The 26,202-nt window shown below is 60.9% G+C and carries 26 protein-coding genes and 1 rRNA gene (1 of these 27 only partly in view); 8 read left to right on the top strand and 19 right to left on the bottom strand.

Annotated features, from left to right (window positions below):
* Positions 1-40 precede the first annotated feature (40 nt).
* On the bottom strand, positions 41-1,213 hold the full coding sequence (locus ACW9UO_RS09805; RefSeq protein ID WP_457085630.1) for a glycosyltransferase family 2 protein: 1,173 nt from the start codon (positions 1,211-1,213) through the stop codon (positions 41-43).
* Between the two features lie 69 nt (positions 1,214-1,282).
* Positions 1,283-2,080, bottom strand: a complete 798-nt coding sequence (gene cysQ, locus ACW9UO_RS09800) for a 3'(2'),5'-bisphosphate nucleotidase CysQ (protein ID WP_457085629.1) — start codon at positions 2,078-2,080, stop codon at positions 1,283-1,285.
* A gap of 127 nt (positions 2,081-2,207) precedes the next feature.
* Here cysQ and ACW9UO_RS09795 point away from each other — a divergent pair, with 127 nt between their 5' ends.
* Complete coding sequence (locus ACW9UO_RS09795; RefSeq protein WP_457085628.1) at positions 2,208-3,029, top strand: ABC transporter permease; 822 nt, start codon at positions 2,208-2,210, stop codon at positions 3,027-3,029.
* 27 nt (positions 3,030-3,056) lie between these two features.
* On the opposite strand, the gene radC is transcribed toward ACW9UO_RS09795, so the two are convergent.
* The 16 genes from radC to ACW9UO_RS09715 form a co-directional block, all read right to left on the bottom strand.
* Positions 3,057-3,824, bottom strand: a complete 768-nt coding sequence (gene radC / locus ACW9UO_RS09790) for a RadC family protein (RefSeq protein WP_457085627.1) — start codon at positions 3,822-3,824, stop codon at positions 3,057-3,059.
* 124 nt (positions 3,825-3,948) lie between these two features.
* Positions 3,949-4,335: an acyl-CoA thioesterase gene (locus ACW9UO_RS09785; protein WP_457085626.1), complete on the bottom strand. Its 387-nt coding sequence runs from the start codon at positions 4,333-4,335 to the stop codon at positions 3,949-3,951.
* 29 nt (positions 4,336-4,364) lie between these two features.
* Positions 4,365-5,129 (bottom strand): TIGR02186 family protein, encoded by a 765-nt coding sequence (locus ACW9UO_RS09780; protein ID WP_457085625.1) that lies wholly within the window; start codon positions 5,127-5,129, stop codon positions 4,365-4,367.
* Complete coding sequence (locus tag ACW9UO_RS09775; protein WP_457085624.1) at positions 5,129-6,052, bottom strand: sulfite exporter TauE/SafE family protein; 924 nt, start codon at positions 6,050-6,052, stop codon at positions 5,129-5,131. The genes ACW9UO_RS09780 and ACW9UO_RS09775 overlap by 1 nt, the downstream gene beginning before the upstream one ends.
* Positions 6,053-6,262: 210 nt before the next feature.
* Positions 6,263-7,228, bottom strand: coding sequence for an ABC transporter permease (locus tag ACW9UO_RS09770; protein WP_457085623.1), 966 nt, complete (start codon positions 7,226-7,228; stop codon positions 6,263-6,265).
* A gap of 3 nt (positions 7,229-7,231) precedes the next feature.
* Positions 7,232-7,867 carry a LysE family translocator gene (locus ACW9UO_RS09765; RefSeq protein WP_457085622.1) on the bottom strand — a complete coding sequence of 212 codons (636 nt, stop codon included), beginning with the start codon at positions 7,865-7,867 and terminating at the stop codon, positions 7,232-7,234.
* 3 nt (positions 7,868-7,870) lie between these two features.
* Entirely contained in the window at positions 7,871-8,965 is a 1,095-nt protein-coding gene (locus ACW9UO_RS09760) for an ABC transporter permease (protein WP_457085621.1), read from the bottom strand.
* A 212-nt stretch (positions 8,966-9,177) separates the two neighbouring features.
* Positions 9,178-10,779: an ABC transporter ATP-binding protein gene (locus ACW9UO_RS09755; protein WP_457085620.1), complete on the bottom strand. Its 1,602-nt coding sequence runs from the start codon at positions 10,777-10,779 to the stop codon at positions 9,178-9,180.
* 146 nt (positions 10,780-10,925) lie between these two features.
* Complete coding sequence (locus ACW9UO_RS09750) at positions 10,926-11,921, bottom strand: BMP family lipoprotein (RefSeq protein ID WP_457085619.1); 996 nt, start codon at positions 11,919-11,921, stop codon at positions 10,926-10,928.
* A gap of 144 nt (positions 11,922-12,065) precedes the next feature.
* Positions 12,066-12,482 (bottom strand): ribosomal protein S18-alanine N-acetyltransferase, encoded by a 417-nt coding sequence (gene rimI / locus ACW9UO_RS09745; RefSeq protein WP_457085618.1) that lies wholly within the window; start codon positions 12,480-12,482, stop codon positions 12,066-12,068.
* Positions 12,472-13,098 carry a tRNA (adenosine(37)-N6)-threonylcarbamoyltransferase complex dimerization subunit type 1 TsaB gene (gene tsaB, locus ACW9UO_RS09740; protein WP_457085617.1) on the bottom strand — a complete coding sequence of 209 codons (627 nt, stop codon included), beginning with the start codon at positions 13,096-13,098 and terminating at the stop codon, positions 12,472-12,474. The genes rimI and tsaB overlap by 11 nt, the downstream gene beginning before the upstream one ends.
* A 22-nt stretch (positions 13,099-13,120) precedes the next feature.
* Positions 13,121-13,684, bottom strand: coding sequence for a NifU family protein (locus ACW9UO_RS09735; protein WP_457085616.1), 564 nt, complete (start codon positions 13,682-13,684; stop codon positions 13,121-13,123).
* A gap of 90 nt (positions 13,685-13,774) precedes the next feature.
* Positions 13,775-14,230 carry a universal stress protein gene (locus ACW9UO_RS09730; RefSeq protein ID WP_457085615.1) on the bottom strand — a complete coding sequence of 152 codons (456 nt, stop codon included), beginning with the start codon at positions 14,228-14,230 and terminating at the stop codon, positions 13,775-13,777.
* 69 nt (positions 14,231-14,299) lie between these two features.
* Positions 14,300-15,163 carry a branched-chain amino acid aminotransferase gene (locus tag ACW9UO_RS09725; protein ID WP_457085614.1) on the bottom strand — a complete coding sequence of 288 codons (864 nt, stop codon included), beginning with the start codon at positions 15,161-15,163 and terminating at the stop codon, positions 14,300-14,302.
* A 266-nt stretch (positions 15,164-15,429) separates the two neighbouring features.
* Positions 15,430-16,134 carry an orotidine-5'-phosphate decarboxylase gene (gene pyrF / locus ACW9UO_RS09720; RefSeq protein ID WP_457085613.1) on the bottom strand — a complete coding sequence of 235 codons (705 nt, stop codon included), beginning with the start codon at positions 16,132-16,134 and terminating at the stop codon, positions 15,430-15,432.
* A 101-nt stretch (positions 16,135-16,235) separates the two neighbouring features.
* Positions 16,236-16,547: a hypothetical protein gene (locus tag ACW9UO_RS09715; RefSeq protein WP_457085612.1), complete on the bottom strand. Its 312-nt coding sequence runs from the start codon at positions 16,545-16,547 to the stop codon at positions 16,236-16,238.
* 284 nt (positions 16,548-16,831) lie between these two features.
* On the opposite strand from ACW9UO_RS09715, the gene clpB reads away from it, so the two are divergent.
* Positions 16,832-19,450: an ATP-dependent chaperone ClpB gene (clpB, locus tag ACW9UO_RS09710; RefSeq protein WP_457088633.1), complete on the top strand. Its 2,619-nt coding sequence runs from the start codon at positions 16,832-16,834 to the stop codon at positions 19,448-19,450.
* Between the two features lie 57 nt (positions 19,451-19,507).
* On the opposite strand, the gene ACW9UO_RS09705 is transcribed toward clpB, so the two are convergent.
* Positions 19,508-20,755, bottom strand: coding sequence for a calcium-binding protein (locus ACW9UO_RS09705; protein ID WP_457085611.1), 1,248 nt, complete (start codon positions 20,753-20,755; stop codon positions 19,508-19,510).
* 215 nt (positions 20,756-20,970) lie between these two features.
* On the opposite strand from ACW9UO_RS09705, the gene ACW9UO_RS09700 reads away from it, so the two are divergent.
* The 6 genes from ACW9UO_RS09700 to ACW9UO_RS09675 all read left to right on the top strand — a co-directional run.
* Positions 20,971-22,473 carry an FMN-binding glutamate synthase family protein gene (locus ACW9UO_RS09700; protein WP_457085610.1) on the top strand — a complete coding sequence of 501 codons (1,503 nt, stop codon included), beginning with the start codon at positions 20,971-20,973 and terminating at the stop codon, positions 22,471-22,473.
* 372 nt (positions 22,474-22,845) lie between these two features.
* Complete coding sequence (msrP, locus tag ACW9UO_RS09695) at positions 22,846-23,751, top strand: protein-methionine-sulfoxide reductase catalytic subunit MsrP (RefSeq protein WP_457085609.1); 906 nt, start codon at positions 22,846-22,848, stop codon at positions 23,749-23,751.
* Positions 23,752-23,756: 5 nt separating this feature from the next.
* Positions 23,757-23,969 (top strand): GDCCVxC domain-containing (seleno)protein, encoded by a 213-nt coding sequence (locus ACW9UO_RS09690; protein ID WP_457085608.1) that lies wholly within the window; start codon positions 23,757-23,759, stop codon positions 23,967-23,969.
* Entirely contained in the window at positions 23,966-24,616 is a 651-nt protein-coding gene (gene msrQ, locus ACW9UO_RS09685; protein WP_457085607.1) for a protein-methionine-sulfoxide reductase heme-binding subunit MsrQ, read from the top strand. Before ACW9UO_RS09690 ends, msrQ begins: the two co-directional genes overlap by 4 nt.
* Before the next feature lie 9 nt (positions 24,617-24,625).
* The gene (locus tag ACW9UO_RS09680; protein ID WP_457085606.1) at positions 24,626-25,069 is read left to right on the top strand and encodes a DUF302 domain-containing protein; all 444 of its coding nucleotides are present in this window, start codon (positions 24,626-24,628) and stop codon (positions 25,067-25,069) included.
* Positions 25,070-25,917: 848 nt separating this feature from the next.
* A 16S ribosomal RNA gene (locus ACW9UO_RS09675) occupies positions 25,918-26,202 on the top strand (it continues 1,180 nt past the right edge of the window).

The following is a 26,202-nucleotide window of genomic DNA, read 5'->3' as shown; positions in this document are numbered from 1 at the left end:
TCTACACCCAATAGTGCAATATATAAACGGACAAAGCGCCTCAAAGCGGTTTGTCCAATCCTCGTTCCGTGCAAACACGGCCAATCTCCTCGTCGCATTTTCGCCGCAGGCTGCGCAACCGAAAGATTGGATCTGTTCGCTGAGTGCGACCAAATTGACCGCCTTTGTGCTGCCAATAGCCCTGTTCTGTGAAGCTTACGCGACCAAACAATGCCGTGAATGAGAAGATCAAAACCGTGGTAATATGCCCGGCTGCGACGTCATGCGCAGCCTTGCGCCTAATTTTTGAGCGGTCACGCCAGCGGCCGCAATGCACCCGTGGTCGCAACCCGGTTTTGCCCGACAGTGGGGAAAATGGTGCCGAGGCGGCGGGCAAGGCGGGGAGCGGCGTGGCGTGACGCGTCGCGCCTCTGGCAAACCCTTCGCGCAGGCGCGCCATAAGCCGCGAAACATCACCCGGTTCCAGCCGCCCGGCAACCATGTGGCGCAGAAGCCTGATGCGCTGCTCGTTTGCGAAGTCTTCCAAACGATCCGCCCGCGCCGAGGCCGGGGCATGGCGCAAGAGAAAGGCACCAAGGCTGGCTCCGATTTCGAACAGATCGCGCGGCACCCGGTCTGCGCGCCGCCGGGTGCTTTCTGCGAAGCCGTGGTGCACCTGCGCGCGCGGCACAATTGCGGTGGCGTGCCCCGCCCGGGCCAGCCGCAGATTCACATCGGTTTCATCAAGGAAAAACCGGAATGCCGGGTCAAAACCGCCGATCCCTGCCAGTACATCGCGCCGAAACGCCATGTTGGTGCCTTCGGTTTTGATCGCGCGGCCCTTGGCCGGGTGCAGCACAACCGGCCGGTCCGTTTCAAGCGGGAGATCGTGGCGCTGCCCGCCCGTGTCGACCCAAGCCGCGCGCCATTGCCAGGACACGCCGTTGCGGCCACGGACAAAACCGCCTGCCGCCGCCACCTCATTGTCTACAAAGGCTCCGGCAAGATGGGTCAGCCAGGTCGGCTCTGGCACGGCGTCATCGTCGATAAACGCGACGACTTCGCCCGCCGCCAGCCCGACGCCCAGATTGCGCGCCGCGCTGATGTTTTCAGCCTCAAAAGCATGCGTCTTCAGCCCATCGGCTAAGGGTGACGCCCGCAACGCCAAAAGGCTGGCACGGTCGGCCACCACGACAACCTCGAAAACGGGGTAATCGAGCTGGCCGAGCGCCATGACGCACCGCTTCAGCGCGTTTGCCCGCCCATGAGAGACGACGATGACACTGACCGGCAGCAAGATGCGTCAGCCTTCCTTGAGTTCAACGCTGGGGGCATAGGCGATGAAGAACGGGTTGGCGTATCCATCCTTGCCATAGGCCAGCGCCGCGTGGTTATCAAAGCGCACCACCCGACCGCCCGCGCCATTCAGCACGGCATGACCTGCGGCGGTGTCCCATTCCATCGTCCGGCCCAGGCGCGGATAGATGTCGGCCTCGCCAGTTGCCACGAGGCAGAATTTCAGCGACGAACCGGCGCTTTTCATGTCCTCCACGGCGTATTTTCCAATGTAATCATCGGTCGCCTGATCACGGTGTGACTTCGACGCCACGACCATCAGCGCGTTATTGTCGGCCTCGCGCACCTTGATTGGGCTCTGGGTGCCGGCGGTGTCCTTGGCAAACGGGCCTTCTTCTTCGACCGAATGGCCGACGCTGTTGGTGTAAAATAGTCGCCCCTTGGCGGGTGCGTACACCACGCCGCGCGTCGGCACGCCATTTTCGACATAGGCGATGTTGACGGTAAAGTCGCCGCGCCGGTTGATGAACTCTTTGGTGCCGTCCAACGGATCGACGATCAGGAAGGTATCGGCCTTCTCCTCGTGGCTGTCGGATTGCTCTTCGGTCACCAAGGTCACGTCCGGAAAGGCTTCGCGCAGGCCGGCCGAGATCAGTGCATCGGCCGCTTCATCCGCTGCGGTCACGGGGCTGTCGTCGGATTTGGATTTCACGTCGAAATCGTCGGATTCGTAAATTTCCATGATTACGTCTCCGGCTTCCAATGCCAGCTTTCGGATCACGCGGGTCAATTCATCGTAGTTCAAATTCATTCTCCTTGCGCAGGTCGCGCAGCCTAGTTGTCATAGTGCTTGCGCGAGGTTATGCTTCTAGCGCAACGGAACAGCAAGAATTCCGTGCCAAAATGGCACAAATCAGGCGGAGCAGAGCCTTATGTTCGTACAGCGGCGCCCTAAAACTTCGCTCGAGTCGTTTTTGACGACGATCGAGTTGATTTACCACGGGGCCGTGCGCAACGTTCGCAAAACCCATGGCAATGCCTTCATGTCGATCTTCATGAATGTGCTTCAGACCATCATCATGGTGATGGTGTTTTATGTCATGTTCACGGTTCTGGGGTTGCGCGGCTTAAAGCTGCGCGGCGATTTCATGATCTACATCATGTCCGGCATCTTTCTTTATATGACGCATATCAAGACGTTGAGTGCCGTTGTCGGGGCCGAAGGGCCCGCCGCGCCGATGATGCAGCACGCGCCGATGAATACCATGATCTCGATCCTGTCGGGGATGCTGTCATCGCTCTATATTCAGGTGCTGTCGGTGCTGATCGTGCTGTTTATTTACGATGCGGGCTTCAAGGATGTGGAAATCTACGATCCCATTGGCTGTATCGGGATGATTCTGCTGGCGTGGTTTACCGGTGCGGCCATCGGTATGGTGTTTCTTGCGCTCAAGCCGTGGTTTCCTACCCCTGTCAGCATTGCCTCCACGATTTATCAGCGTGCCAACATGATCGCCTCGGGCAAGATGTTCGTGGCCAATACGCTGCCAAGCTATCTTCTGGCGATGTTCGATTGGAACCCATTGTTCCATGCCATCGACCAATCCCGTGGGTTTGCCTTCGTCAACTACTATCCGCGCAATTCCAATCTTGAATACCCGATCTGGCTGGGCATCGGATTGATCACCCTCGGGCTGATGGGCGAATTCTATACCCGCCGCCAAGTCTCTGCGAGCTGGTCGGCGCGAAGCTGATTGGCGCGTTTGCAGCCGGCCCATGTTTCAAAGAAGCCCCTCTGCCCGAAAGCTAAGCTCGCGCGATTTTCCGATAATTATGTGATCATGCAGCGTGAGGCCAAGTGCCGTGGCGGCATTGGCGATTTGGGCAGTCATGTCGATATCCTCGCGGCTGGGTGTAGGGTCGCCCGACGGGTGGTTGTGCACCAGGATCAGTGCCGACGCGTTAATTTCCAGCGCGCGTTTGACCACCTCGCGCGGGTACACCGGGACGTGATCGACGGTGCCTTGGGCCTGCGCCTCATCCGCAATGAGTATGTTTTTGCGATCAAGAAAGAGAACCCGAAACTGCTCGGTTTCACGGTGCGCCATCGTGGTGTGGCAGTAGGTTATAAGCTGATCCCAGCTTGACACGATGTGCCGCGCAAGCACGCGCGACCGTGCCAAGCGTTGGGCCGCCGCCTCGACCAGTTTCAACTCGCAGATCACAGCGTCGCCGATGCCCTTGACTGCGGCCAGTCGCGTGGCGGGCGCGGAAATCACCCGGTTGAAATCGCCAAAAGTCGTCAGAAGCAAATGCGCCAACGGTTTCACGTCTTGCCGGGGAATCGCACGAAACAAGATGAGTTCGAGCATTTCGTAGTCTGGCAAAGCGTCGGCCCCGCCCGACAGAAAGCGCTCTCGCAAGCGCTTACGGTGATCGCGGATATAAGAGGGCAAGCGGCCGCCCCGCGACAATGTCACCGGTTCAGAGGCCTCATCCGAGGGGAAGAGCGGCAATGGCGCTTCTGCAAAGGTGTGTGATCGACTCATCCCAATAGCATGGCTCAGAGAAGGTAAATCTATCGTTAATCACGGAGAGGTAGTGACAGCCTCTAGAAAACAAGCGTTTACGATTTGTTCACTGTATTGACCCTAGGCTGGGCGAGGAGGTTCGTCATGAGATAGATGAGAGAATGGCACGTCGGGCGGCGTTCAACGGCGTGGGCTTATGGGTCTGTTGGTCGACCTGCACCTGCGCGAAGAAGCCAGTGGACGCGGCAAGTTCGGCCGTCCCGCGAAATAATGCCAAGTCCAGCCGGAAGGAACTGTTGCCGATGTGGGTGGCGCGAAGGCCTGCGATTATCGTCTCGGGAAAGCTGAGCTCTTCGTGGTAAAGGCAGCCGTTCTCCACCACCAGGAACCGCGGCGCATCGGCTGCATCACTCAGAAAACCGGCTTGCATCTGCCACAGGGTCAAGGCGGTGTCGAACAATGAATAGTAGGTGGCGTTGTTGAGGTGACCGTATTGATCATTGTCTGCCCAACGGGTGGGCAGCTTCACAGTCCAAGGATAGACGTCGCGCTGCCGATTCATCCGCGGTTGAAAAGTCGGAACACCGCGGCCGCGCCCCATCCCGCAAAGATGGCGATGGCAATCGACAGTAAACCATAAACCAGCGGCTGTTGCCGCGAAAGATTGAAGAGGAAACGCTCCAACCCGACCTTACGCACATCGATCACCGTCTGATGCGAGGAGACAACCCGTTGATCACGCAGCAGGTAAACGCGCGCTATATAAGGCCCCTCGGTGAGGTTAGAGGGCATGTGCACGCGAGTTTGGAACAGGGTCTGTTTGTCGACCTCAATCGCACCTTCGTTGAGCTGATACAGGCCGTTGTTCGCGCGAATGCGGAGCACGGCCTCGGAAAAGGCGGCTTCCGATTTGAGCGCCCAAACGGCCTTGGCGGCGGTGATGCGATGCTGCACATCGGTGTTTTCGGTCAAGATATCGCCAAGCGGCCGGGTGGTGGAAACGGAATAGAAGCTCGGCGCGGCCTGCACATCGGCGGACTCGGTGTTCACCCAAATGCCGAAGCGGCGCTCTTTCTTACGAACCACCAATGGCTCGGAGGGGCCAGCGATGGCGATAATCACGTCCAACTCAGAGTCAGGCAGCGGCGCGTTTCGTGTGACCGCGCCGAAAAACAAGATTTCGGAGCCGTCGAAATTGGCGGTAATGCGAACCCGGTTTTGCGACAGGCCCAGCACGACGTCTTCTTCGATGGCGGGGGCAGTTTGAGTGACGGCCGCGACGGGCAGAAAACACAGGATAAGGAGGGCAAAGACACGCAACATCAGTGACCCACCGCCGCGCCGATAGAGTACAATTCGCCCGGTTGCAGCAGCAAATCAAATGCCAACTTGCCACAAACGGCAAGCACGAGGATCGCCAAAAGAATGCGCAATTGCTCGGCCTTGAGTTTGACGCCAATGCGGGTGCCGATCTGGGCCCCGATCACGCCACCGACCAGCAAAAGCACCGCCAGCGCCATGTCGACGGTATAGTTGGTTGTGGCGTGCAGCAGGGTGGTGAAAGCGGTGACAAAGATGATTTGAAACAGCGAGGTGCCGATCACAACTTTGGTCGGCATGTGCAGGATATAGATCATGGCAGGAACCATGATAAAGCCGCCGCCAACACCCATGATCGCGGCCAGAACGCCAACGAGGATGCCGACGATGACCGGTGGAATGACCGAAATATACAGGCCGGAGGTGCGAAACCGCATCTTGAAGGGCAGCGCCGTGACCCAACCGCGATGTTTACGTTTGGCCGGGGCCACGCCGCCGGATTTGCGCAACTTGCGGATGGCGCGGAGGCTTTCGACGAACATCAGCGCGCCGATGATGCCAAGGAAGACGACATAGCAAAGCTTGACCAGCAGATCGACCTGACCCAGCGATTTAAGGTAGTTAAAGACAAACACACCCATCGCCGCACCGATGAGCCCGCCAACAAGGAGCACACAGCCCATGCGCAGATCGACTGTCTTACGCTTTAAGTGTGCGAGCAGGCCAGAAAACGACGAGGCAACAATCTGGTTGGCCTCGGTCGCCACCGCGACAGCGGGCGGGATTCCGATGAAAAACAAAAGCGGAGTCATAAGGAAGCCGCCACCAACGCCGAACATGCCCGAAAGCACGCCCACTATGCCACCCAGCCCCAAAAGGAGGAAGGCGTTCACCGATACCTCGGCTATGGGCAGGTATATTTGCATGGCCCTTCCTAGTCCCGACTTGGGAGATAATGCAAGTGCAGCATCCTGCTTCTTTGTGCGCCAGCTGCACACTTTTTGTTTCGCTCGGTCACGTTGCCGGAGGCCGCAGGACCCAATGGCGCAACCACCGGCGCAATATTCGCTAAAACCGAGGGCGTTTCCGCCGAAACGATCCCGCTTGGCTGGGCCGCTAACCTTTGGCTTGCCGGATCAGCGTTCCTTTACATAGGGTTCGCCGCCTGCACGTGGGGGGATCGCCCGGCCGACAAATCCGGCAAGGATCACCACGGTCAGGATATAGGGCAACGCGTCCATGAACTGGACCGGAAGCACAAATATCCCGAGGTCGATGTTCTGGAACCGCAGCGCAACCGCTTGCAACAACCCGAACAGCAGGCAGGCATAGAGCGCATACCACGGCCGCCACTTGGCAAAGATCAGCGCCGCCAGCGCGATAAAGCCGCGCCCGGCGGTCATGTCTTTGACGAAACCCGCTTGCAGCCCGGTCGCAAGATAGGCTCCGGCAATGCCGCAGAGCACGCCACAAATCGCAACCGCCGCATAGCGCAACCCAACGACGGACACCCCGGCCGTATCCACCGCAGCAGGGTTTTCGCCCACCGCGCGCAAGCGCAGGCCGAACCGGGTGCGGAACAAAATCCACCACGACAGCGGCACCATAAGGAACGCGACATAAACAAGGATCGAGTGGCCTGAAATCAGGTCATAATAAATCGGCCCCAGCACCGGCACCGATTGCAGCGTCTCGGCAAAGGGCAGGGTGATCGGCTCGAACCGGCCCTTGCCGATCAGCGATGGCGTGCGCCCGCCCTGGCTGAACAGATCCTGCGCGATCAACACGGTCATCCCGGCGGCAAGGAAGTTGATTGCCACGCCAGAAATCAGCTGGTTGCCGCGGAAGGTGATCGAGGCCAGCCCGTGGATGCCCGAGAGCACCAGCGAGGCAGCGATCCCCGCCAAGAGGCCGAGCCAGACTGACCCGGTGATCGAGGCCAAAGCGGCGGAAAAGAAGGCAGCGGCGAGCATTTTGCCCTCGAGCCCGATGTCAAAGATGCCCGCGCGTTCGGAAAACAGCCCCGCGAGGCAGGCCAGCAACAGGGGCGTGGCCAGGCGGACCGTGGAATCGAGCACTTGCAAAACGGTCAGAAGGTCCATGCCCTATGCCTCCGATGTGGCCAGCCGAAAGGCGGCAAAGGTGAAAAAACCGCCAAGCGCCAGCTCGATCCAGCGGCGCGCTGCAGCGTAAGACGTGCGCACCGGAGCCGATGACAAGAGAAGCGCCCAAGCGCCGTGGCAGAAAAGCGAGATGCAAAAGGCCCCGAGGATGAAGGCCGCGATGGTGACAAGGCTGCCGCCCTCGGTTGCGCCGATCGAGGCGATGGCGAGCCAGAAGACGATGGCCTTGGGGTTGGTGACTTGCAGCAGATACCCAGCGGCGAAATGGCGGGCGGCGCTGCGGTGTGCAACGATGGTCGGGGCGAACTTTGGCGGGTTTGCCGCCTTGCGAAACGCGCCGTAAGCCAGCCAAAGCAGATAGGCCGCGCCGATCAGTCGAAGCGCCTGCATGGCCCAGGCGGCTTGAGAAATCAGCAGGCCAACCCCAAGCAAGGTGGCGATATTGATCGTGGTGCTGCCAAAAGCGATGCCCGAGGTGGCGACAAGCGCGGGGCCGCGCCCTTGCGATGTGGCAATGCCGAGCAGAAAGGCGACTGCGGGGCCGGGCGACGACGCGGCGAACAGCAAGATCGCATAGGCGGCGAAAAAGGCGGGCAGGTGGGCGACAAGATCCTCCATCGCCTAGCCTTCCTTGCGGCGCAGGGCGAGGAAAACCCGCTCCAGCGGCATCCGCACCATGTTATCCAGCGCGCCGGTGAACAGAATCACCAGCGCCTGGATCACCACGATCAATTCGCGCGGAATATTGGTCCAAAGCGCCAGTTCGGCCCCGCCTTGATAAAGAAAGCCAAACAGGATCGCGGCGAGGAACACGCCAAGCGGATGCGACCGCCCCATCAGCGCCACGGCGATGCCGATGAAACCCGCGCCTTCGGTGGCGTTAAGGATCAGCCGTTCGCTTTCGCCTTGCGTGGTGTTGAGCGCCATCATCCCGGCCAAGCCGCCCGAGATCAGCATGGCAACCACGGTGATGCGCACCGGCGAGATCCCGGCATATTTCGCAGCACTTTCAGAGTGACCAAAGGCGCGGATTTCATAGCCCAGACGGGTGCGCCACAGCAGCACCCAGACCGCGAAACAGGCGATCACGGCGATGAAAAAGGTGACGTTGGCCGGAGCCCCGCGAAACATGATGGTCTCGGCGGTCGAGAACATGTCGCGGAAAGTGGGCAGGTGGGTGGCCTCGGGGAATTTCGCGGTGGCCGGGTCCATCGCGCCTTTGGGGCGCAACAAATTGACGAGCACGTAGTTCAGGAACGCGGCGGCGATGAAGTTAAACATGATCGTGGTGATCACGATGTGGCTGCCGCGCTTGGCCTGAAGATAGGCCGGGATAAACGCCCAGAGCGCGCCAAAGGTGGCCGCGCCAACAGCAGACCCCAGCAACGCCAGCGTCCAATGCGGCCATGGGATATAGAGGCACATCAGCGCGACGCCAAGCCCGCCGAGCGTGGCCTGACCTTCGCCGCCGATGTTGAACATGCGGGCATGGAAGGCGATGGACACAGCGAGGCCGGTAAAGATGAAATTGGTGGCGTAATAGAGCGTATAGCCCCAACCCGCCGATCGCATCAGCGCGCCTTCGACCATGAGTTTGAAAGCAGCAACAGGGTCTTCGCCAATGCCAATGATGACCAGCGCCGACAGAAATGCCGCTAAAATCAGCGAGATGAGAGGGACGAGGACCGCATCGGCCCAGCCGGGCATTCTATCCATTGAGGGCCTCTTGGTCGTTCAGTGTTTGTGCGCGAGCCGTGTATTGCAGGCGCGCGCGGGGGCGATCCAACGGATGTTCGGGGCACTTTATCGCCGCCACATCCGCGGAAATTGGGAAGGTGGCGCTTGCGGCAGCCAAATCGCCGCCGCGTTGAGGCGCGCCTGCGATGCGCGGCGGCCTGCGGCCTTGATTCCGTGCTTGGGGAAGCTCGCTACCCATGTTGCTTTGCCCCCCGCGCGTCCTTGGCGGCCAGTTTCGCCTCGATTGCGTCGATGATCGGCACGTCGGGCTCTTCTGTGATCCCGGCCATCAGCAGTCCCAGCTCTTTTTCATCGGTGTCAGTTGCGTTGCGTTCGCCCATGATCATCCCGTCAAACATCACCGCCACCCGGTCCGAGAGCGACAGGATCTCCTCAAGCTCGACCGAGACCAGCAGCACCGCCTTGCCCGCATCGCGCAGGGCGACAATCTGGTTGTGAATGAACTCAATCGCACCGATATCGACGCCGCGCGTTGGCTGACCGACCAACAGCAAATCGGGGTTACGCTCGATCTCGCGGGCGACAACGATTTTCTGCTGATTGCCGCCGGAAAAGTTCTTGGCGGCAAGGTTCGGATCGGGCGGGCGCACGTCAAACTTTTCCATCTTGCGCGCGGTGTCGGCCTTGATCGCGGCGTTGTTCATCAGAAAGCCGGACTGAAACGCCGGATCGCGGTGATAGCCAAAGGCCGCGTTTTCCCAAGCGTGATAATCCATGATCAGACCTTCGCGCTGGCGGTCTTCGGGCACATGGGCAATGCCACGGGCGCGGCGCGACTGGCCATCGGATTTCTTGCCGGTCAGGTCAATCGGCTCTCCGTTCATCAGGATTTCGCCGGTGGCGGCACGGTAGCCGCCCAACACCTCGAGAAGTTCGGACTGGCCATTGCCCGCCACCCCGGCAATGCCAAGGATTTCGCCGGCGTGCACCTCAAGATTGATGCTTTTGACCCGCTCAACCCCATCCGCATCGACCACGCGAAGGTTGCGGACCTGCAAAATCGGTGCGCCAGGCTGGGCGGGTTTTTTATCCACGCGCAACAGCACCTTGCGGCCCACCATCAGCTCGGCCAACTCCTCGGGGCTGGTCTCTGACGTCTTGACCGTTGCTGTCATCTCTCCCCGGCGCATCACCGAAACGGTATCGGTGATTTCCATGATTTCGCGCAGCTTGTGGGTGATCAGGATGATCGTCTTGCCCTCTTCGCGCAGCCGGTTGAGGATGCGGAACAGCTGGTCTGCCTCGGCTGGGGTCAGCACGCCGGTCGGCTCATCAAGGATCAGGATATCGGCCTGCCGGTACAGCGCCTTGAGGATTTCCACCCGCTGCTGGTGCCCAACAGACAGGGTCTCAACAATGGCATCCGGGTTGATCTTTAGCTCATATTCAGCGGCCAGATCGGTTAGCGATTTGCGCGCCTTGGCCAGCGAGGGTTTGAGAAGCTCACCCTCTTCCGCGCCCAGAATGACGTTTTCCAGCACGGTGAAATTCGGCACCAGTTTGAAATGCTGAAACACCATGCCGATGCCGGCGGCAATTGCGGCCTGACTGTCGGGGATGGTTGTCTGGTTGCCCTGAATGAAAATCTCGCCCGCGTCGGCCTTGTAGAAGCCGTAGAGAATCGACATCAGCGTCGATTTCCCGGCGCCGTTTTCGCCAATGATGCCGTGGATCGTGCCCGGCATGACGCGGATCGAAATGTCTTTGTTGGCCTGAACGGGGCCAAAGGCCTTGGAGATGCCCTTGAGTTCGATGGCGGGTGCAACGGACATGGGATGCTCTCCTAGCACCGCAGGCTCATCCCGCCCTTCGGGGCCATCTTTGAAAAGAGGGCCGGGTGGGCTGGCTGGGCTGTGCGTTTTGGGATTCGGGCCGCGCATATGTTCGCGCGGCCCGGTGTATCAATCGCTTAACCGGATCAGAAGTTCAGATCGGGGCAAGTGTCGTCGGACGAATAATCGTGCACCATCAGATCTCCGCTGGAGATCTTAGCTTTGGCATCCTCGACGGCGGTTTTCATCTCGTCACCCACCAGATCGGCGTTGTGCTCGTCCATCGCGTAGTCGATGCCGCCATTGCCGACGCCCATCACGTTGATGCCGGTTTCCAGCTCCATGCCTTGGGTCATCGCGTCATAGACCGCGTTGTCGACCCGTTTCAGCATCGAGGTCAGAACCTTGCCGGGGTGCATGTAGTTCTGGTTGCTGTCGACGCCGACCGACAGAATGCCTTCGTCAGCGGCCGTTTGCAGCACGCCAACACCGGTGCCGCCCGCCGCAGCATAAATCACGTCCGCGCCTTGGCTGATCTGCGCTTTGGTCAGCTCCGACCCCTTGACCGGGTCATTCCATGCGGCGGGCGTGGTGCCGGTCATGTTGGACAGAACGGTGATGTCGCCATTCACAGCCTTGGCACCCTGGGCATAGCCGCAGGCAAATTTGCGGATCAGTGGGATGTCCATGCCGCCGATAAAGCCGACAGTGCCGGATTCGGAGGCCATCGCCGCCATCATACCCACAAGGTACGACCCTTCATGTTCGTTAAACACCACCGAGCGCACGTTGGGCTGGTCCACCACCATGTCGATGATCGCGAACTTGGTCTCGGGGTAATCAGGCGCGACTTCGGTCAGCACGTTGCCAAAGGCAAAGCCGGTCATCACGATGGGATTGTTGCCATTTTCGGCAAAGCGGCGCAGGGCCTGCTCGCGTTGCGCTTCGGATTGAAGCTCGATTTCGCGAAAGCTTTCGCCGGTTTCTTCGGCCCAGCGTTGCGCACCGGCAAAGGCGGCTTCGTTAAAGCTTTTGTCGAATTTGCCGCCAAGGTCGAAAATCAGCGCTGGCTCGGCCAGTGCCGCGCCCGCCGACAGCGCCAGAGCGGCGGTGGTGGCCATGATTTTGTGCATGAAAGTCATTTGGTTGCTCCCGTTGGAAAAGCGCGGGGGTCGACCCCGCACAAAGTACGTTGTCCGGATTTGCCCGGATCATATCCGAATAAGGCCGGGTTGCAGCGGAAGGGTCAACCGATTTTTGCGTGTTTCCGCTGCGGCAAGGCGGGATTAGGCCAGTGCTTTGCGCAGGATAAGGGCATCTGCCGCAGGGGCATCCACGCGGGGGTAATAGCCCCGGCGCCGGCCAGCGGTTTCAAAGCCGATGGCATGGTAAAGCGCGCGCGCGGCGGCATTGTCGTCGGCCACTTCCAGAAACAAGTTCGAGACCTTGGCGGTGGGCAATGCGGCCAACAAATCCGCCATCAGCGCGCGGGCCACACCAGTGCGGCGAGCCTCCGGGGCGACGGCGATGGTCAGGATTTCGGCTTCGGGCGGCACGGTTTGCGCGAAAACAAAGCCGTCTTGGTTCGGGCTGACGCGCCAGATCATGCCGCGCGCCTGCATCAGGTCTTGGAATTCCGTGGCCGACCAAGGTCGCGCGGGAAAGCAACGTGCGTGCAGCGCCGCGAGCGCCTCAGGCGTCATCAAGGATCACCGGCGGCGCATCGCGCGCCGGGGCGGCATCGGCGGGACGGATATACAGCGGCGCGGGGGATTTTGTTTCGGTTTGGAACCTATCCGCAGCGATGCGGGCGATGGCTTCGGCAATCGGCATCGCCGGGGGGATTTGCGTGGACTGCGGCATGAGAGGTGCGCCGGGACCAGTCACAACCGTATCGGGCCCCAGGTCGGCAATTTCGACAAGCGCGGGCGCGCCGTCTGGAAAACTTTGGGCATAGGCCCGGTCGCGGCGCGCATCAATCAGAGCTGTGACCGGGGTGGGCAAGCAAAAGGCCGCGGCTTCGAGCGCAGTGACGCCGACCGCCGGAATGCCCAGTGACAGAGCCAGCCCGCGCGCGGCGGCGACGGAAATGCGGATGCCGGTGAAATTGCCGGGGCCGGTGCCGACGCCAAGTGCGGCCAGATCACGCCAGGTCGCGCCGCCTTCGGCCAAGACTTCTTCGAGCAGGGGAAACAGCCGTTCGGCCTGACCGCGCGTCATGTCTTCGGCGCGGCTGGCAAGAATGCGGTCGCCGCACAGCAAAGCGGCCGCACATTGCGCGGCCGATGTATCAAATCCCAGAACCAGCGGTTCGGTCATCAGGGCACTCCGCGCCAGCGTTTTAAACGGCGACCGGGCGCACTTCGGTAACTTCAGGGATGTAATGGCGCAGCAGGTTTTCGATGCCCATTTTCAGCGTCAAGGTTGACGACGGGCAGCCCGCGCAGGCCCCTTGCATGTGCAGATAGACGACGCCACGCTCAAAGCCGTGAAAGGTGATGTCGCCGCCATCCTGTGCCACGGCGGGACGCACGCGGCTATCAAGCAATTCCTTGATCTGGTTGACGATTTCGCCATCTTCGCCGGTGTGTTCCGCGTGGCCCGAGGGACCGGCAACATCGCCCGCCATCACCGGCGCGCCGGATTGGAAATGCTCCATGATCGCGCCCAGAAGCGACGGCTTGAGGTGATCCCAGTCCATCGCTTCCGCTTTGGTCACGGTCACAAAATCATGGCCAAAAAACACGCCTTCAACGCCGCTGACCGCAAACAGCCGCTCTGCCAAAGGCGAGGCGGATGCGCCATCGGCCGTCGGGAAATCCGCGGTGCCCATTTCAAGCACGGTCTGACCGGGCAGGAATTTCAGGGTGGCCGGGTTCGGTGTGGATTCGGTCTGGATGAACATGAGACGTATTCCTTATCGCTTGGGTCAGATATGTCTATCCAAACCCGCGATGTCAATATTTGGAATGGTTCTAAACTGGGGTGGCCGCCATCAGGTGATCGCTTCCAGCCGCTCCTTGCTTAGATCGCCGGGCACGATTGTGATCGGGATCGGCAGCGCGCCGGAGTTGCGGGTGAGCTGGGTGACAAGCGGGCCGGGGCCTTTCTTGTCGGTGCCCGCGCCCAGCACCAGAACGCCGATGTCGGGGTCTTCGTTGACCTGCGAAATGATCTCGTCGACCGGTTCGCCTTCGCGGATCACCAGTTCGGGATCAACATTCTGCCGGTCGCGCATCCACTTGGCGAAGACCTCGAAATGCGCGTGAATACGCTCGCGGGCCTCTTCGCGCATGATGTCGCCAACCCCAATCCAGTGGTTGAATTCATCGGGCGGGATAACCGAGAGGATCTCGACCCCGCCGCCGGTGTGGCTGGCGCGCATGGCGGCAAAACGCATGGCGTTCAGGCATTCGCGGCTGTCGTCGAGTATGACAAGAAACTTGCGCATGAGTGCACTCCTTCGGGCCGGATCATGCCCGTGATTGAGGTGTGGGACAATGGGTTTTTGGCGTCTGCGCTAAGCCGTGGTGGCGGCCCAGTCCCAGTAAAGCTCGCGCGCGCGGCGGGTGATCGGGCCGACCTGATACGAGGTGTCGTCAAAACCGGTGACCGGCGTGACCTTCATCATATTGCCGGACATAAAGACCTCATCGGCGGCATGGAAATCCGCAAAGCTCAGCACTTTTTCCACGACTTCAACGCCATCGGCGCGCAGGTTTATGATGTGGCGGGCGCGGGTGATGCCCGCGAGGAAGGTGCCATTGGGCACCGGGGTAAAGACGGTGCCATCGCGGACCATAAAGATATTGGCGGTGGCGGTTTCGGCCACGTTTCCAAGGGCATCGGCCACAAGCGCGTTGCCAAACCCCTTGGCGCGGGCCTCGGCCAGCATGCGGGCGTTGTTGGGATACAGACAACCCGCTTTGGCATCCACCACCGCATCCGCCAGAATGGGGCGGTGAAACTGGGTGCGGGTCAGGGTCGAGGTGGCGGTGTCAGGGGCCATCGGCACCGCCTCAAGCGAGATCGCGAAACCGGTTTCGCCCAGCTTGGGCACGACGCCAAGGAAATCGCCCTCAAGCGCCCAGTACATCGGCCGGATATAGACGGCGTCACCGGGGGCATAGGCTTTGAGGCCGTCCTTGATGAGGGCCACCATGTCTTCGGTGGTGACGGTGGGCGTGATCATCAGCGCCTTGGCCGAGCGGTTGACGCGGGCGCAGTGCAGATCGAGGTCGGGGGTCAGCCCGTTCACCATCCGGGCGCCGTCAAACACGGTCGAGCCGAGCCAGCTGCCGTGGTCAGCGGCTTTCATCACGGGGATGTCGCCGTCGTGCCATTGGCCCTGAAAGTATGTGCGAATGTTGGTGCCTATTGCCATGGTGCTGTTCTCCTTGCGCGGACACTAGGCGGGCGCGGCGAGGAGTTCCAGAGGGGTTGGCGCGCGTGACGCCGCAGGCGCGGAGTCAAGGCCGCAGTCCGCCGCGCAATCGCCGACCCGCCCCCCGGGGCGGCGATACGGTTGGTATGGCGCTTCGATCAGTGGTTTTAGAGTTTGGCACGATAAAGTGCCCAACACCGATGTCGGTTCGCCACCCCGCGGGTCGGCGATTGCGCGGCTTATCGCGGGTCTCTCGGAGTCGATATTTACCCGTTCAGCTCTGCCACGATGGCCTGCGCTGCCGCGCGGGGATCGGCGGCTTGCCAGACCGGGCGGCCGACAACGATGTAATCGGCCCCACCGGCCACAGCCTTGGCCGGGGTCACGATCCGCTTTTGGTCGCCCGCGTCGGCACCGGCGGGGCGGATGCCGGGGGTGACGATCAGCTTGCCTTTCGCTTCGGGCAGCGCGCGGATCATTGCGGCTTCCTGCGCCGAAGCGATCACCCCATCGGCCCCAGCCTTAAGCGCGCGGGCGGCGCGGATGGCAACGATGTCGTGAATGTCGCCCGGTGCGATCAACCCATCGTCAAGATCATTGCGATCCAACGAGGTCAGGATGGTGACAGCGAGAATCTTGAGGTCCTTGCCAGCCGCGCCTTCCTTTGCGGCGCGAACAACGTGCGGGTCGCCGTGGACGGTCAGGAAATCGAGATCGAACTGCGCGAGGCCGCGCACTGCGGCCTCAACCGTTGCGCCGATGTCGAACAATTTCATGTCGAGGAAGATGCGCTTGCCGTGTTCAGACTTGAGCTCATTGGCCAGCGCCATGCCGCCGCCGGTCAGCATCCCCAGCCCGATTTTGTAGAACGACACCGCATCGCCCAGCTTTTCGGCAAGCTCAAGCCCGGCCACGGCGTTGGGCACGTCGAGGGCAACGATAAGGCGGTCATCGGAAATGGGATGGGACATGGGGCGCTCTCCTGGGGCAAACTCGCGCCTTGTTGGCCGAGCCGGTGCAGGAGGTCAAGACCGGCGCAGGGGGCAAAAAGCCACCGGTGCGCCGGGCGGCGTTAGTGGCGTACCAGGATTTGTTCGAGGAAGTTCGGACGCGCAAACAGGATGCGGTTGGCGATATCCTCATGACGATCGGGCAGCGCTTCTTCGACGCGGCGCTTGGTCAGTGTGCAATCGCCCGGACGGTGAACCCGGCGGGCCGCCGTGATCAGCGCGGCTTTGACCTCATCGTAATCTCGGTCAATCGGAGCCGGAACCTCGACCGTATAAGTGAAGCTGTCGGTGCCCTCCATCAGAGTGACATGCGCTTCGAAACAGCCGGTTTCGGCGTTATGGTGGGCGTCGGTAATGCGGGTCTTGAACGGCATCTTGTGGGCCTTTCTCTTACTGCTCGCGGGACGTTACCCCTTGCAGACCAAACGCCGTTGCCCCTTGTTTTGTTCCCTCGGGCCATTCCCAGCCCTGTTTCCCCTTACGTCACTTCGCCGCTTCGCCGCAGAAAACCCTCGCTGCAAGAAGGTGTGATGTCAGGGGGCAAGCCAGTCTTGAAATGCCAAAAAGGGTGCCCATTTTCCAATACGAAGGCCCAAAGGGGGTGTGCCGCATAGCCGGGCATCGCCGCGACAGGGCGCTTAACATGAAGGAGACAACCATGGACTTGCAGAAGTTCACGGAGCGGTCGCGCGGATTCATTCAAGCAGCGCAGACCATCGCAATGCGGGAAAGCCACCAACGGCTGGCCCCCGAACATATTCTCAAAGCCTTGCTGGATGATGAAGAGGGGCTTGCCGCCAATCTTATCAAACGTGCGGGCGGTGCGCCCGAACGCGTGGTGCAGGCCAACGACCTTGCATTGGGTAAAATCCCGCAGGTCAGTGGCGATGCCGGGCAGGTTTACCTTGATAGCGCGACAGGCAAGGTGCTGGACGAGGCCGAAAAGGTGGCCAAGAAAGCCGGTGACAGCTTTGTCCCGGTTGAACGCATCCTTATGGCGCTGGCTTTGGTGAAATCCGAGGCGAAAAAGGCGCTGGAGGCCGGGGCCGTCAACGCACAGGCGCTCAATACCGCGATCAATGACATCCGCAAGGGGCGCACCGCTGATACGGCGAGCGCCGAGGATGGCTATGAAGCGTTGAAGAAATACAGCCTCGACCTGACCGAACGGGCCCGCGAGGGCAAGATTGACCCGATCATTGGCCGCGACGAGGAAATTCGCCGCGCGATGCAGATTTTGAGCCGACGGACCAAGAACAATCCGGTGCTGATTGGGGAACCGGGCGTGGGTAAAACCGCGATTGCCGAGGGGCTTGCCCTGCGGATCGTCAATGGCGACGTGCCCGAAAGCCTGCGCAACAAGAAGCTGCTCTCGCTCGATATGGGCGCGCTGATTGCCGGGGCGAAGTATCGCGGTGAATTCGAAGAGCGCCTGAAAGCCGTGCTGTCGGAAGTGACGGCGGCGGCGGGTGAAATCATCCTGTTCATCGACGAAATGCACACGCTTGTCGGCGCGGGCAAGGCGGATGGGGCGATGGACGCCTCGAACCTGCTGAAACCGGCGCTGGCGCGGGGTGAATTGCACTGCGTGGGTGCGACGACGCTCGATGAATACCGCAAACATGTGGAAAAGGATGCGGCCCTTGCGCGGCGGTTCCAGCCTTTGCTGGTTCAGGAGCCAACCGAAGAGGACACGATCTCGATCCTGCGTGGCATCAAGGAGAAGTACGAGCTTCACCACGGTGTGCGGATTGCCGACAGTGCCTTGGTGGCGGCGGCGCAACTGTCGCATCGCTATATCACCGACCGGTTTCTGCCCGACAAGGCGATCGACCTGATGGACGAGGCCGCCAGCCGCCTGCGCATGGCGGTGGATAGCAAACCCGAGCAGCTTGACGCGCTTGACCGTGACATTCTGCAAAAGCAGATTGAATCGGAAGCGCTGCGCAAAGAGGATGATCAGGCTTCGAAGGACCGGCTGGAAAAGCTGGAACAAGAGCTGGGCGATCTTCAGGACCAGTCGGCGCATCTGACGGCGAAATGGCAGGCCGAGCGGGACAAGCTTAACGTGGCGCGCGACCTCAAGGAACAGCTTGATCACGCGCGGGCAGAGCTCGACATTGCCAAGCGCAACGGCGATCTCGCCAAGGCGGGCGAGCTGTCGTATGGCGTGATCCCGCAGCTTGAAAAGCAACTGTCCGTGGCGGAAACGCAAGAGCAGGACGGCGTCATGGTCGAAGAGGCTGTGCGGCCCGATCAGATTGCCTCGGTTGTGGAACGCTGGACCGGTATTCCGGCGGGCAAGATGCTGGAAGGCGAGCGTGACAAGCTGCTTCGGATGGAAGACGAGCTGCATGGCCGCGTTGTAGGCCAAAATCAGGCGGTTCGTGCGGTTGCGAATGCTGTGCGCCGGGCGCGTGCCGGGCTTAACGATGAAAACCGGCCTTTGGGTTCGTTCCTCTTTCTCGGGCCAACCGGCGTGGGCAAGACCGAGCTGACCAAAGCCGTCGCCAACTTCTTGTTTGACGACGACAATGCGATGGTGCGCATCGATATGTCCGAGTTCATGGAGAAGCATTCGGTCGCGCGTCTGATCGGTGCGCCTCCGGGCTATGTTGGCTATGACGAAGGCGGGGTTCTGACCGAAGCCGTGCGTCGCCGCCCCTATCAGGTGGTGCTGTTTGACGAGGTCGAAAAGGCGCATCCGGATGTGTTCAACGTGCTGTTGCAGGTGCTTGATGATGGCGTGCTGACCGATGGTCAGGGCCGGACCGTGGACTTCAAACAGACGCTGATCATCCTGACGTCGAACCTTGGGTCGCAGGCGCTAAGCCAGTTGCCCGACGGGGCCGATGGCGCACAGGCGCAACGCGACGTGATGGATGCGGTGCGGGCGCATTTCCGGCCTGAGTTCCTCAACCGTCTGGATGAGACGATCATCTTTGACCGGCTCAAGCGTGAGGACATGGCGGGGATCGTTGATATTCAGCTGGCCCGCCTGCTCAAACGGCTGGCCGGGCGCAAGATCGCGCTGGAGCTGGACGATGCGGCGCGCAAATGGCTGGCGGAAGAGGGCTATGATCCGGTGTTCGGCGCGCGACCGCTCAAGCGAGTGATCCAGCGTGCCTTGCAGGATCCGCTGGCGGAAATGCTGCTGGCGGGTGACATCGGTGACGGTGATGCGCTGCCGGTGAGTGCCGGTGCCGATGGGCTTATCATCGGCGACCGGGTCGCGGCGACCAATCGGCCAAGGCCGGAGGATGCCGTGGTTCACTAGACCACCTTTGAGACACTGAAACGCGCCGGTCCCCCCGGCGCGTTTTCTTTTGTGGGGTCAGATCAGGATGGTATCGGTGTCGAAGTTGAGCAGCGATGCGCCGTCGATCAGGATGCTGCTGCCATCGGGGGCTCCGATCATCAAACCATCGGTGGTGTCGGCAAACACCAGATCGCTGGTGTCGCTGAGGCCAAGGCTGGTGAGGTCGATCAGGTCATCGCCGTTGCCAAAGCCTGTGATGGTGTCCTGGCCGAACCCTGCGTCGAACACAAAGAGATCGTGGCCGTAACCGCCGCTCATCAGGTCATCACCGGCCCCGCCAGTCAGCGTATCATTGCCCGTTCCGCCATACAGGGTGTCATTGCCCAGACCGCCAGACAGCGCATCGTCCCACGAGCCGCCCCAGAGCACATCGTTGTCGGCCCCGCCGTCCAGCACATCGGCGCCATTGCCCCCAAACAGGGTGTCATTGCCCGCGCCGCCGGCCAGTGTGTCATGGCCATTGCCGCCAGACAGCCAGTCCTGATCGGCCCCGCCGTCCATCACATCATTGTGGTTGCCCCCCGAGAGCCGGTCATCGCCAGCGCCACCCATAAGGGTATCTTCGCCGTTGGCACCCAGAAGCAGGTCGTTGCCCGCGTCGCCTTCGAGCAGATCATTGCCGCTGCCACCGCGCAGGTCATCGTTGTCGTCGCCGCCACGCAGGGTGTCGTCGCCCGTGCCGCCGCGCAGGGTATCGCTGCCCGCGCCGCCTTCAGCGAGATCGTCACCGTTGTTGCCCGAGAGCACATCGTTGCCGTCGCCGCCTGTCATGATGTCGTCGCCGTTGCCACCATAGACGGTGTCATTGCCCTCGCCGCCATGAAGCACATCGGCACCGTATCCGCCGACCAACGAGTCGTGGCCTGCGCCGCCATAGACGGTGTCATCATCGTTGCCGCCAAGCAGCACATCATTGCCCTCGCCGCCGAACAACAGATCGTTGCCCCATCCGCCGCGCAAGGTGTCGGCCCCGGTGCCGCCTTGAAGCTCGTCATTGTCGCCGCCGCCAGACAGCAGGTCATTGCCCGCACCGCCCAGAAGCGTGTCAGCGCCCCAGTTGCCGGTCATGACATCGTTGCCGTTGCCGCCGGACAGCAGGTCATTGCCATAGCCACCGCGCAGCGAGTCATTGCCGCCTTCGCCGTTGATGACATCGTCACCGCTTGTCCCGCGCAGGTAGTCTGCGAGCGGGCTGCCGGTGATCGGTGCGGATGGGTTGATATAAAGCTGGGTCCCGTAGGGAAATGAATTTTGGTTTGGCAACACACTGCTCCTCGCGCTGCTCAGGAATCGGAAACAAATACGGTTTTGCGATCCGATTATGGTTAAAGTGGGGCTGCAAAGGGGGCGTTTTGGCACCGGTGACTGTGGTGCGGCAGAGAGGCCACATCACGAGGACGTTGGGTTTCCTGTGTTGCCGGGGGCGTTGGGTTTGCGCACTGTTGCGCGACACTGCGCAAACCAAAGGGAGAGCCGCCATGGGCGTGGCCATGCATATCATCAATGTGGCCGCCGTGCTCTTTGCCACGCTGGCTGGTCTGGCCGTTGTGGCGGCGGCTGTGATGTTCGTTATCGATCGCACGCAGCGCGCCGATGCGATCCGGCGCAATTATCCGGTGATCGGGCGGTTTCGGCATCTGTTTTCCGAGCTCGGCGAATTCTTTCGCCAGTACTTTTTCGCGATGGACCGCGAGGAACTGCCGTTCAACCGCGCCCAGCGGGAGTGGGTTGATCAGGCGTCCAAGGGCATGGACAACACGGTGGCCTTTGGGTCGACCCGCAACATTAGCCTTCCGGGGACATCGATTTTTGTGAACGCCGCCTTTCCGCCGCTGCATGAGCAATTTGCCAAGACCGCCCCGATGGTGATCGGAGAGGGCGCGCGGGTGCCCTATACCGCGCCGTCGATATTTAACATCTCGGGCATGTCCTACGGTGCGATTTCCAAACCGGCGGTGCAGGCGCTCAGCCGGGGGGCCAAGAAGGCCGGCATCTGGATGAACACGGGCGAGGGCGGGCTAAGCCCGTTTCACCTTGAAGGCGGCTGTGACATCGTTTTTCAAATCGGCACGGCCAAGTTTGGTGTGCGCGATGGCGAGGGCCGGCTGAGTGATGAGAAACTGCGCGAAGTGGCGGCACATGGCGCGGTGCGGATGTTCGAGATCAAGATGAGCCAAGGCGCCAAGCCCGGCAAAGGCGGCATTCTGCCGGGTGCCAAGGTCACGCCCGAGATTGCCGCCATTCGGGGGTTGCCGGTGGGGCAGGATGCGCTGTCGCCCAACCGCCATCTCGAGGTGGATGATTGGGGCGATATGCTCGACCTGATCAACCATGTGCGCGAGGTGACGGGCAAGCCTGTCGGCCTCAAGCTGGTGGTGGGGTCGCAAGAGGGCATTACGGGGCTGTTTGATGCGATTAAGCAGCGCGGAGCGTTGAGCGCGCCCGACTTCCTTACCATCGACGGCGGTGAGGGTGGCACCGGGGCCGCGCCGATGCCGCTGATGGATCTGGTGGGGATGTCGGTGCGTGAGAGCCTGCCAATGGTGGCCGACCTGCGCAACGCGGCCGGGTTGAAAGACAGGATACGGTTGATTGCCGGGGCCAAGCTGGTCAATCCCGGTGATGTGGCCTGGGCTTTGGCAGCGGGGGCAGATTTCATCGTGTCGGCGCGCGGCTTTATGTTTGCGCTGGGCTGTATTCAGGCGATGAAGTGCAATCGCAACACCTGCCCGACCGGGATCACCACCCATGACGCCCGCCTGCAAAAGGGGCTGGTGGTCGAGGAAAAAGACGAGCGCGTCGCGCGCTATGCCAAGCAGATCACCGAGGAAGTCGAGATTATTGCGCATTCGGTGGGCGTGTCAGAGCCTCGGCAGATCCGGCGGCGGCATGTGCGGATCATGCAAGACAATGGCCAGTCCGAGCCGATGGGCGCGGTTCTGGCCCGGCGGACGGCGCAAGGTGAGGTTGCGGCGGAGTAGGGCCGTGATGTTCGTGCGCGCACTTCACCTGGCGCGTTCAAAGCGCCGACCCGCCCCGCGGAGCCGCGAAATGGCAGAGGCAAGCGCTTCGGTTTGAGCCACCCCGCGGCGCGGCAATGCGCGGCTTTGCAGTCAATGCGGTCGCACGGCAGCCAAAGGCGATCACAGGCCGTCGTTCAAAAGCGTTGCAGGCGCGTCTGAAATGGCAGCCCAGCCCACCATTCCCTGCCTGCCAAGCCAAAACATTACAGCCGGGCCACGACAAGTTGAGCAGAGTTTGGTTTGTCCAAGCCTGACATGCGGCTAGATATGCAAGGACAGGGAAGGTGCGTGCGACCGTGCCCCCGACATGCACATCACTAGGGGACACAGATGGCCTTTCGCTGGAAGAACACACTCACGGACAATGACGTCACATCGGAATCCGTCTATCTCAACCGCCGCCAGTTGATGGGCGGTGTGGCGGGGCTTGGCCTTGCGTCGATTGCCGGACCGGCGTTGGCGATGGGCGACGACCTCGAACCCAACGACTGGGACGACATCACCACCTACAACAACTTCTATGAGTTTGGCACCGGCAAGGATGACCCCGCGCGCAATGCGCATGCGATGACGACCGACCCCTGGACCGTCAAGATTGACGGCATGGTCGACAAGCCCGGCGACTATGCCTTTGAGGACATCATGAAGGCGATGACCGTCGAGGAGCGCATCTATCGCTTCCGCTGTGTCGAGGCCTGGTCGATGGTGGTGCCGTGGAACGGCTTTGAGCTGGCCGACTTGTTGGCAATGGCCGGTGTGCAGTCGAGCGCGAAATACGTGGCATTCGAGACGCTTTATCGCCCCGAAGAGATGTTTGGCCAGAAATACCCCGTGCTGGAGTGGCCTTATGTCGAAGGCCTGCGGCTTGACGAAGCGATGCATCCGCTGACCTTGGTGGCGACTGGCATCTATGGCCGCGACATCCCCAACCAGAACGGCGCGCCGCTGCGGCTGGTGGTGCCGTGGAAGTATGGCTTTAAGTCGATCAAATCGATTGTCCGCATCACGCTGACCGACGAAATGCCCCCGACAAGCTGGAATGTCGCGCTGGGCAATGAGTACGGCTTCTATTCCAACGTGAACCCCGAGGTCGATCATCCGCGCTGGTCGCAGGCCAGTGAGCGGGTGATTGGCGGCGGGCTGTTTGCCAAAAAGGTCCCGACGCTGATGTTCAATGGCTACGAAGAAGAGGTGGCCAGTCTCTACGACGGCATGGACCTGCGGAAATTCCGCTGAGCGAGATGGCTGATCCCGTTACCCTTTCCACGCTGACCTGCCCCAAGTGCGGCCATGCCGAGGATGAAGACATGCCCACCGACGCGTGCCAGTTCTTTTATGAGTGCAAAGCCTGCGCCGTGGTGTTGCGCCCCAAACCCGGCGATTGCTGCGTTTACTGTTCGTATGGCTCTGTGGCCTGCCCGCCGGTGCAGACGGGCGCGGGATGCTGTTCATGAGTGTGACGGACCGGATCAACACAACGCTGCGCAAGGTGCCGGCGTGGGTGCTGTATATCGCGCTGCCGCTGCCGGCGCTGTGGTTCCTGTACCTTGGGCTGACCGGCGGCCTTGGGGCCGAGCCGATCAACGCACTGGAGCGTGAGCTGGGCGAGTTCGGCCTCAAGCTGCTGATCGTTGGGCTGGCGGTGACGCCGCTGCGCAAATTTGTCGGGGTGAATCTGATCAAGTTCCGCCGCGCCATTGGCCTGATGGCCTTCCTCTATGTGGTGCTGCATTTGCTGACATGGCTGGTGCTTGATGTGCAGATCCTCTCGCAGATCTGGGCCGATATTCTGAAACGTCCCTATATAACCGTCGGCATGGCGGGCTTTGTGGTGCTGCTGCCGCTGGCGCTGACCTCGAACAACCTGTCGATCCGCAAGCTTGGGCCGCGCTGGCGCAAGCTGCACAAGCTGACCTATCTGGCGGTGCTGTTGGGCGGGGTGCACTCCTTGATGGTGGCCAAGGGTTTCCAGATCGAACCGCTGCTCTATCTGTTCACCATCCTTGGGCTGCTGGCGCTGCGACTTGATCCCAAGAAACTGCGCCGCCGTGTGTCGCGCCAGAAGACAGCCTCAAACACCCCGCGGCGGGACTTTGTATAGGAGACAGATATGCTGCGTACCCTGACACTCGCCCTTTCCCTGATGGTTGCCACCGGTGTGGGGGCTGAAACCATCAAGGTCGCCACCGGCAAAACCGTGCCCGAGGCCGCCGATGCCTTGGCCGCCGCAATCGAAGGCGCCGGGGCCACGCTGTTTGCGCGGGTCGATCACGGCAAAGGGGCGAAAAGCGTCGGACAGGATATTGGCGCGTCCGAGTTGCTGATCTTTGGCAATCCCAAGGTGGGAACACCCGCGATGATCGAGGCCCGCGAAACCGGATTGGCCCTGCCGCTCAAGGTGCTAGTCTACGAAGACAAGGCGGGCGGCGTCTGGCTGGCCTATGAGGCGCCCGACGAGCGGATGGCCGATCTCGCCGATGGCGCGCTGCCTGAGGCAGTGACAACCCCGATGGCCGGCGCACTGAAAAAGCTGACGGCAAAAGCGGCGGAGTGATCCCCTATAAGACTGATGCACGAGAAAGCGGCCCCTTGGGGCTGCTTTTTGGTTTTTGGGGGTTTGGTGAGCGCGAGTCGGGGGGATTTGGGGGCGACTCGGGTGCGAGTCGGGGCTGGTTTGGGGGAATTTTGGCGTGAATCTGTGGGTAAGGCTGTGGAGAAGTTGGGATTGAGGGGAAACGAGTCGGAATGGGCGCTGCTTGGGGGTTGGGAAATCGGGATCGTGCGGATTTGTCTGAAGAAACTTCATCCTGTAAGTTATTGATATTGTTATATTGTGACGGTTATTTGAAGAAAAGATCATTGTTTGGTCAAAAAGGCCTTGCGGGTTTTGGGTGCTAACCGTAAAAGCCCCCTCACCGGCGGCGCTGAGGCGCACAACGGGACGCCAGACGGGGCGGCGGCGAGGCGGAGACGCGGAGCTGACGGTTACGAGGCGGAGAAGAAAATTAGAGGTTTTGACGGGCGGGCGCGCCGATAAGTTTGGGCGCATCCGGTTTGTTTTTGTCTCTGCGCTGTTTGACATTGCTAATATCTGAAGAGATATGTGGGCGGTTTGGTTCGTTTCGACGGATGGACGTCTGTATATCAACGCCGGTAGGGATTTGCTTTCGAGTGAGTACCGATGACCGGTGTCAGCTTCACTGTTTGTATGGACTTTCGGTTTCTTAGAAACCTGAAGCACAGACAGACAGATGACTTTTGGTTGCCACTCTCGTTCCTAGCCGGGTGAGGGTGCTGTGACTGTCTACTCCCCGGGCGCTTCGGCGCTCAAGTAGATGGCTACGGTCGTGCAATCAAAGATGTGCAGAGGTTCAACCGTCAAGGATACGCAGTAATGCGTTTCAACTTGAGAGTTTGATCCTGGCTCAGAACGAACGCTGGCGGCAGGCCTAACACATGCAAGTCGTGCGAGACCTTCGGGTCTAGCGGCGGACGGGTTAGTAACGCGTGGGAACATACCCTTCTCTAAGGAATAGCCACTGGAAACGGTGAGTAATACCTTATACGCCCTTCGGGGGAAAGATTTATCGGAGATGGATTGGCCCGCGTTAGATTAGATAGTTGGTGGGGTAACGGCCTACCAAGTCTACGATCTATAGCTGGTTTTAGAGGATGATCAGCAACACT

The sequence above is a fragment of the Marinovum sedimenti genome (assembly GCF_054052205.1).
Note: the sequence above shows the minus strand (reverse complement) of the source record. Positions and strands in the feature narration are given on the sequence as shown.